Source organism: Chamaesiphon sp. (assembly GCF_041738855.1).
Classification (GTDB): Bacteria; Cyanobacteriota; Cyanobacteriia; order Cyanobacteriales; family Chamaesiphonaceae; genus Chamaesiphon.
The window spans coordinates 1-6,763 of sequence record NZ_JBGSPA010000010.1; the positions used below are offsets into that span (position 1 = coordinate 1).

Annotated in this window: 4 protein-coding genes and 1 pseudogene; all 5 read left to right on the plus strand. The window is 42.9% G+C overall.

Going from position 1 to position 6,763, the window contains the following annotated elements; translation table 11 throughout:
* Window positions 1-1,203, plus strand: a 1,203-nt coding sequence (locus ACEW9I_RS01695; protein WP_373538647.1) for a tyrosine-type recombinase/integrase, incomplete at its 5' end; no start/stop codon positions are given.
* A gap of 198 nt (window positions 1,204-1,401) precedes the next feature.
* Window positions 1,402-2,616, plus strand: a complete 1,215-nt coding sequence (locus tag ACEW9I_RS01700) for a hypothetical protein (protein WP_373538648.1) — start codon at window positions 1,402-1,404, stop codon at window positions 2,614-2,616.
* A gap of 176 nt (window positions 2,617-2,792) precedes the next feature.
* The gene (locus ACEW9I_RS01705) at window positions 2,793-3,068 is read left to right on the plus strand and encodes a hypothetical protein (protein ID WP_373538649.1); all 276 of its coding nucleotides are present in this window, start codon (window positions 2,793-2,795) and stop codon (window positions 3,066-3,068) included.
* A 269-nt stretch (window positions 3,069-3,337) separates the two neighbouring features.
* Window positions 3,338-6,031 carry a DUF3987 domain-containing protein gene (locus tag ACEW9I_RS01710; protein ID WP_373538650.1) on the plus strand — a complete coding sequence of 898 codons (2,694 nt, stop codon included), beginning with the start codon at window positions 3,338-3,340 and terminating at the stop codon, window positions 6,029-6,031.
* A gap of 147 nt (window positions 6,032-6,178) precedes the next feature.
* Window positions 6,179-6,763: pseudogene (locus ACEW9I_RS01715) on the plus strand (hypothetical protein); the annotation flags it as partial.

Consider the following 6,763-nt stretch of genomic DNA (forward strand, 5'->3'; position numbering starts at 1 on the left):
CATCGCGCGATCGAGGAACCTTTTTGCGATCCAAAAGGTTTTGCTGAAGTGTTCAGAAGTGGTCAGGTTGGTTTGAAATTTACCACCATATTTACCACCATGAAAGTAACAATTGAAGAACATCGGGGTTTACTGCGGCTGCGGTTAAACGATGGCAAGCGTCGCTGTATCGGTCTGGGAGTAGCCGATTCAACGGTTGGAAGAGCATTAGCACTCCAGAAGAAAGCTCAGATCGAGTTAGATTGGCAGATCGGGCAATACGATCGAACTCTACTGAAGTACCAGCCACGCATCATCGGTAAAAATCCGACTGAAATATCTGCACCAGAATTATTCGATCGCTTTACCAAGTATCAAGCCAAAGCAAAAGGATTAGCGCAGTCTGGCATCAATTCGCGCTATATCGCATTGAGGAAGATGCTAGAAAAAGTTCTTGATGTCCCAGCCAATGCAGTCGGGAAGCGAGAAGCCGAACGATTTGCTGATGTCTGCGCTGACACACTCCAATCGGATACCTCCAAGGCAAGAATATGGCTACTAGCAAGCTGTTGGGACTGGGCTAAGGGTAAGTACCACGTCACAGAAGAGAACCCCTTTCGCGGTTTATCAAATCGATTTCGATCGCAGCCGAAAAAACCGAAACGACCTTTTTCAGTTGCAGAAGTGCGAGCTATTCTCGATGGCTTTCGGTCGAGTCGATACTACGCTCACTATGCCGACTATGCAGCTTTTCTTTTGGGTGTGGGTACGCGCCCAGGGGAAGCGGCGGGTTTGTTGTGGGAGAATGTAACCGCTGATTTTACCAGCGTCTATATTTGTCAGTCTTTTAGCAGAGGCGTGGTGGGTGATACTAAGACAAAAGAATCGAGAACGGTGAATCTATCGCGCTCGATTATTGCCATGCTGAAGCGGAGAATGAAAGACCAAAAGCCCAAACCATCAAACTTAGTATTCTTTACTCCAAATGGATTACCCATCGACGATCGTAATTTCCGCCGCCGTGCTTGGACTAAGGTGTTGGAAGCTACTGGTATCAACTACCGCAGTCCATATACGAGTCGAGGGACTGCCGCAAGTCACGCAATAGCCTCCAATCAAGATCATGTCAGTGTGGCTAAAGCTCTTGGCAATTCACCGAAAGTGCTGTACGACCATTACGTAGATATTATCGAAAATCGGCCTATTTTTGTGGATTTTGACTAGCTGTAAAAAATTGCTTTTCATTACTTTGTTTGCTGATTTGCACTCAGATTGTTAGCTGGTATGGGATCGAAACCAAAATCTATTATTGTTAGATTTTTAGCCATTTTTGGCTTAATAGCAATGGATTGACGGTAATAATCAGAGATTAGCGTACCAAGTAATGAAGATCCTAAAAAATTGTCTATGGAGATTTATATAATGTTTGACTTTACTGAAAAGCAAATTAATGATTGCATCAAGAGATGTCGTAATAAAAAGGGATGGCTAAATACTAAATATGTTCGTTCTGGGAACATGACATCGTTAGAGACAAGGCAGCTAATGAAGATCATAGTCATACGTGAGCTTGCTTTTAGCAATCAAGTCGCCTTTCAAGATGAGAGATATCAAATTTGCTTCGAGCTAGATAAGAAAGACATAATGATTGAGGATTTAGATCGTTTTGATGATTTAGTTTTAATTCATCCAGCTCTGACTGATATACCTTCAAAATCTTTATTGAGTAATGAAACGACACTATTCGAGTTAAAGCATTGGAATGTATTGAAATGTGAGTGGTTAGAAATTTACGAAGCATTTTGTAAATATCAAAATGGTCAAAGCATTGAGAATTTTCAATATTTTCACCCTATTTATGCCATTCCTATTACTACCAGCGATGAGCGGTACTTAAAAGATCAAAAACAGCACATCCTGATAAAAATTTATGTATTCATCAAGATGTATAAAGCGATTAAGATTGGATGGAAAGAGATCGGGAGTATCTATGCTGAAGATACGCACAACACTCTTTTTATTAAGATAATATCAGAACATTATAGAGAAAGGTTTATTCGCCGAACTAATCTTGTCAAGTTACAGGAAAAACAAATAATTCACTCAAATAAGACTGTCATGCTTAAAAAATTTCCTGGAATTATGAAAGAGCATCTTGAACGTTTGTCTAATGATAAAAGCTTGGATAATGCTGATAGAGAATTTTATAAATTCACATTGGAAAACTACAATCGAGAACCTCATAGTCAAGGTCTAGAGAAAGCCTTTGCTGTGCTAAAAAAAGTAGCTCTGAAAGATAGTCAAGTACTACAATCAATGCAAGACTTTTATGAGGCGTTACCTATAGTCGGCAAGTTTTCCAAACAATCAGGAAATAAACCTTTAGATAATTTTTTTAATTCCATTGAATGCGATGGAATAGGAAATTTTTCGCCGAATTACGATCTAATGTCGAATGATGTGCCTATGCTCGATCGAGTCCTTCATCAGATCCGAGAAGTCCTGAGAGCAAGCAGCGATCCAAGGGTAATAGCTGCGGTATCGGACTGGGTGGAAGCAGAAAGTAAAATACTTGACTTTGATGTGAGAATATCCCGACGAAACGCACAAAAGTCCAAAAAAGATGTCGATCGATAGAAATTTCTAAAACTTTCGCTCAAAAACCCACTTTTGTATCTGACTCTCCTGATGACTGTATGGGATATTGATTGAGTCCTACCAACCACTTCTGAACGCCTCTGAGCCTAGATTTCAGCCTCTCCCCAAAACAAAAATACCAAGCAGTCTACTTATTAATCTACCCAATCCAGCCTATGGCAAAAAATAAAACAATTCCCCGTCCTCAACTTATCTGGCGACTAGTTCCAAGTCAAGAGATCTGTCAGCAGCTTGGGATATCTTACTCAACTCTTAAACGCTGGAGGAAGACGGGCGCAATTAGAGAGGGGGTTCATTGGCAGTACAGACCAGGTACAAAAGCTCGCCTGCTCTGGAATCTCGATCTGATGCGAGATTGGGTATCAAATTCTGGTACTCCCGCCCATGCTCGATCGATAGAACTTTTTGTGGCTAGTTTGCCCAGCTCGTAAACAGTCCAAGAAAAAACGCCCTCATCGCTGGGGGCGACAACAATAAAAAACAGATCTCAACTTTATGCCAAATTACCTTCCCATGAAAAGTATGGACATACGACCTTAAATAGCAATCCCCCCAGATCTCAACTCTGAAGGGATTGTATGAATTGGAGTTTCCAGGGGCGGGACTCCAATCGTGTGAAAAATACTTATGGCACACCAATAGCCATAAGTATAACCCGCCCATTGGAATCTATTCAAGCTCTCAAAGGAGGGAAATACTTATGACGGAAGAGCCGTATGACATCCGCAAACATTTGTCGGTTCTGACTCGATCGAAAGAGTCCAAGACTAAATGGCATTGTCCAGCTTGCCAGAAGAATGACCTTGACATTGACCCTAAAACCGGAAAATACCGCTGCTTTAGTGGTGGTTGTAACTCGAAAGATATTCGACAAGCGATCGACAGGCTAGAGGGTAAACCAGATTGGAAACCACAACACGATGACTGGGTGAAACCAATCAGACCCAAATCCCAACAGGAATTCTTTTATTCCAATCGTGATGGGACTCCATTAGTTAAGGTTGTGAGGATCGATTATGGCGATGGTCAGAAAAAGAAATTTTTCCAACATCATTGGAACGGTGTTAAGTGGGTAAGTGACAATCCCGACGATGTCAAGAAGTTAATTCCCATCTATCGATACGCGGAAGTCAGGGAAGCGATCGAGCGTGGGGACTTAATCTTTGTAGTCGAGGGTGAGTCTACCGTTGAGGCTCTTCGGGAACTGGGTATTGCAGCCACAACCACCATTGGGGGTAGTCAGGGGTATGGCAGCTATGGGAACTATGAAGATGACCTAAAAGGAGCGCGGCTAGTTTTGTGCCCAGATCGATCTATTGATGGTATTAAATATATCAGTAACTTTGAGAGAGACTGCCCCGATCGAATTGAGGGATGCTACCTGGCGGGTACTTCAGAACTATGGCGACATCATCCAGCAGGGGGAATGGATATTAGGGATGATATCGACGATTATGGCTACACAAAAGAGCAAATAATCGGTCGAGTCATTAGCCCAGAGAAATACAGAAGTTTACTCTCGCAGCCAGAGTCAAAAGATCCAGACCTAGCAGAAGATTTGAAATGTTCGCTAGAACTGAAAAATGGGAAAGCTCCAAATGTCTTTGGTGGAGAATTGGGTAAGCTACTGGCGATCGCTGCATCTAATTTCAATCTCCCTGTCGAAATAATGACCTTCTGCCTATTGCCGATTCTCGCCAGTCAGATCGACAGCAAAACAGAATTACTAATCAACCCAGGTACTGATTATCGTGTCCCTGCTGTGCGTTGGTGTGGCTTAGTTGGTGACACGGGATCGAAGAAGTCTCCGGTACTTGGACTGTTGACCAAAGCATTATCGTCACACCAAAATGAATTGTATAACGAGTACAAAGGGAAAAAACTTGCTTATGACGTTGAATATCGGGGCTGGAAGGCTACAAATCTAAAAGATCGAGGAGCGGAACCAGAGCTACCCGCACCATTGCGAGATCTGTATTTTGAGGACTTTACGATCGAAGGGATAATTTTATCATTGAGTCATTACCCTGATGGTGGATATTTGTTGATGCTAGACGAACTAGCTGCATTTTTCTCTGCGATGGATGCTTATCGTGGGGGCAAAGGGAGCGATCGTCAAAAGTGGTTGACTATTTGGAACGGTGGAGGCATCAAAGTCAATCGAAAATCATCAGAAACGATTTGCGTGCCTCAATCTTCCATCTCGATCATCGGTGGTATCCAACCTCAAACCATAGCTAACTTAATCGGTGGCGATAATAATCAGCAAGACGGATTGTATAACCGTTTTTCGCTTATGCTCCTACCACATAACGCCACCGCAGCATTTACCGATTCAGAGGGAGATCTCAGGGCAGAACTAGATAAGATTTATCGCGCTTTATCTAAACAAGAAACACAGACCCACAGCCTGTCACTGGCAGCTAAACCCTCATGGAAGTCTTGGCACGATGAAATAGAAGCTAGAACCATATCAGAATTCAATTGGTTGATTAAGGGTACATGCGCCAAATTTGAGGGCATAGCAGCAAGAAATGCACTCATCATGCACAGGACTTTAGCAGCAATTGATGATTGCGAACCCGAGCAACTAATTAGCTCTGAAGTGCTGAAATTAGCAATCGCGTGGACTAAGTTTGAACTCAACCAAACATTAAGCCAATATCAGGTACTCGCGATCGACGGTACCGATCGAGAACTAGCTCGCATTATCAAGTTTATCGATAAATTCGAGGGTAAAGGGTTTGTTAATGCGCGGACTGTGGCGCGCTGGTGGACTACGAAACCATTCCCATCGGTAGATGAGGCACGGGCTTTTATGGCTAAAATCGTTAAGCTTGAATATGCGAAACCGAATGATGAATCGATCGAATCTAGTAAATATCAAATTCAAGTGATTAAAAATAGTTCCGACAGTACTGACAAAAAACCTGAAAGCTTTACTAGCAGCGAAGTTAACCCTGTCGGATCTAGTACTGACATCGGCACTGACAACACTGACAATAGTAGTGACAACTTAGAGAACACTCTCCTTCATGACGACGGATTCACATCTGTCAGTACTGTTGTCGGAACTGATTCCAACGACTCCAAAGCTTTGATAAATGGCGATCTCGTTCATAATCCCGATCGAAATGTCGGAACTAGTACTGACAGTTTTAAACCTATACAAGATAAGGTTTCCAGTCATTTTGTCAGTATTGTCAGTACTGTTGATAGTAATAAAAATCTAAAAGTAGACGATCTAGTAAAGCCATCCGACCTATTTCATGAAAGAGGGCAGGATGTTGGAATAGTAAAAGCGATTGAGGGCGAGCTGTACTCGGTGGTGTGGAATTCCGATCGAGTCGTCCGTCGATACACTAATGATGAACTGGCGGTTGTAGCTAAATGAGTTATCAACTTCGAGATTATCAAACCGACCTGCTCGAACGCGAAGCGCGCCACCAGGGCGGTCGAGGATCGGAATGTTGTTGCGGCTTGAGTGAACTCTGACTCTGGATTGTGACTGAAGATCTATTCAAAAATAAAGTAGATGAAAATGAAAGATAAACTCGTACAGCAGTACATTGAAAAGCTTGGAGTTCCACCCTGTAACGGCAAAGACCAGGTTATTTTGGATCTTCAGATGTTCGGGGTCGCTTCTCCTAGTTTTGGTGCGGCGCACACACTCAATCTGCTGATTCATGGATCTGAACAACAGACTGGTACGGAGCAAACTTTACAAATTCAGGAGGCGATCGAAACCCAAACACGGGCATTTATGACTGATGAGGCGACTGCGGCGGCTGAATTACTCTATGGACAAGTGGCGATCCTTAATGCTGCATTCAACAGATATATGCAGTTTGCTACACTCTCAGTCAGTACCCCAAACTTTGGCACTTTTTTCGATGCGGCGATGAAGGCGCAGGAACAGGCGCGGAAGACATTGCAAACGTTGCACGACATCAAAAATCCTAAACCGAGAACGGTGTTTATCAAGAATGCGATCGCACAACAAGTAAATCAATTAGCCATCAAGACTGAAGAACTACAGAAACAATTGGAGAATCAACCTTATGCCACGGTGGACTTTGGAAGCACGGAAACAACAGAGCGATCGAATGAAGTTATCGATCTACCA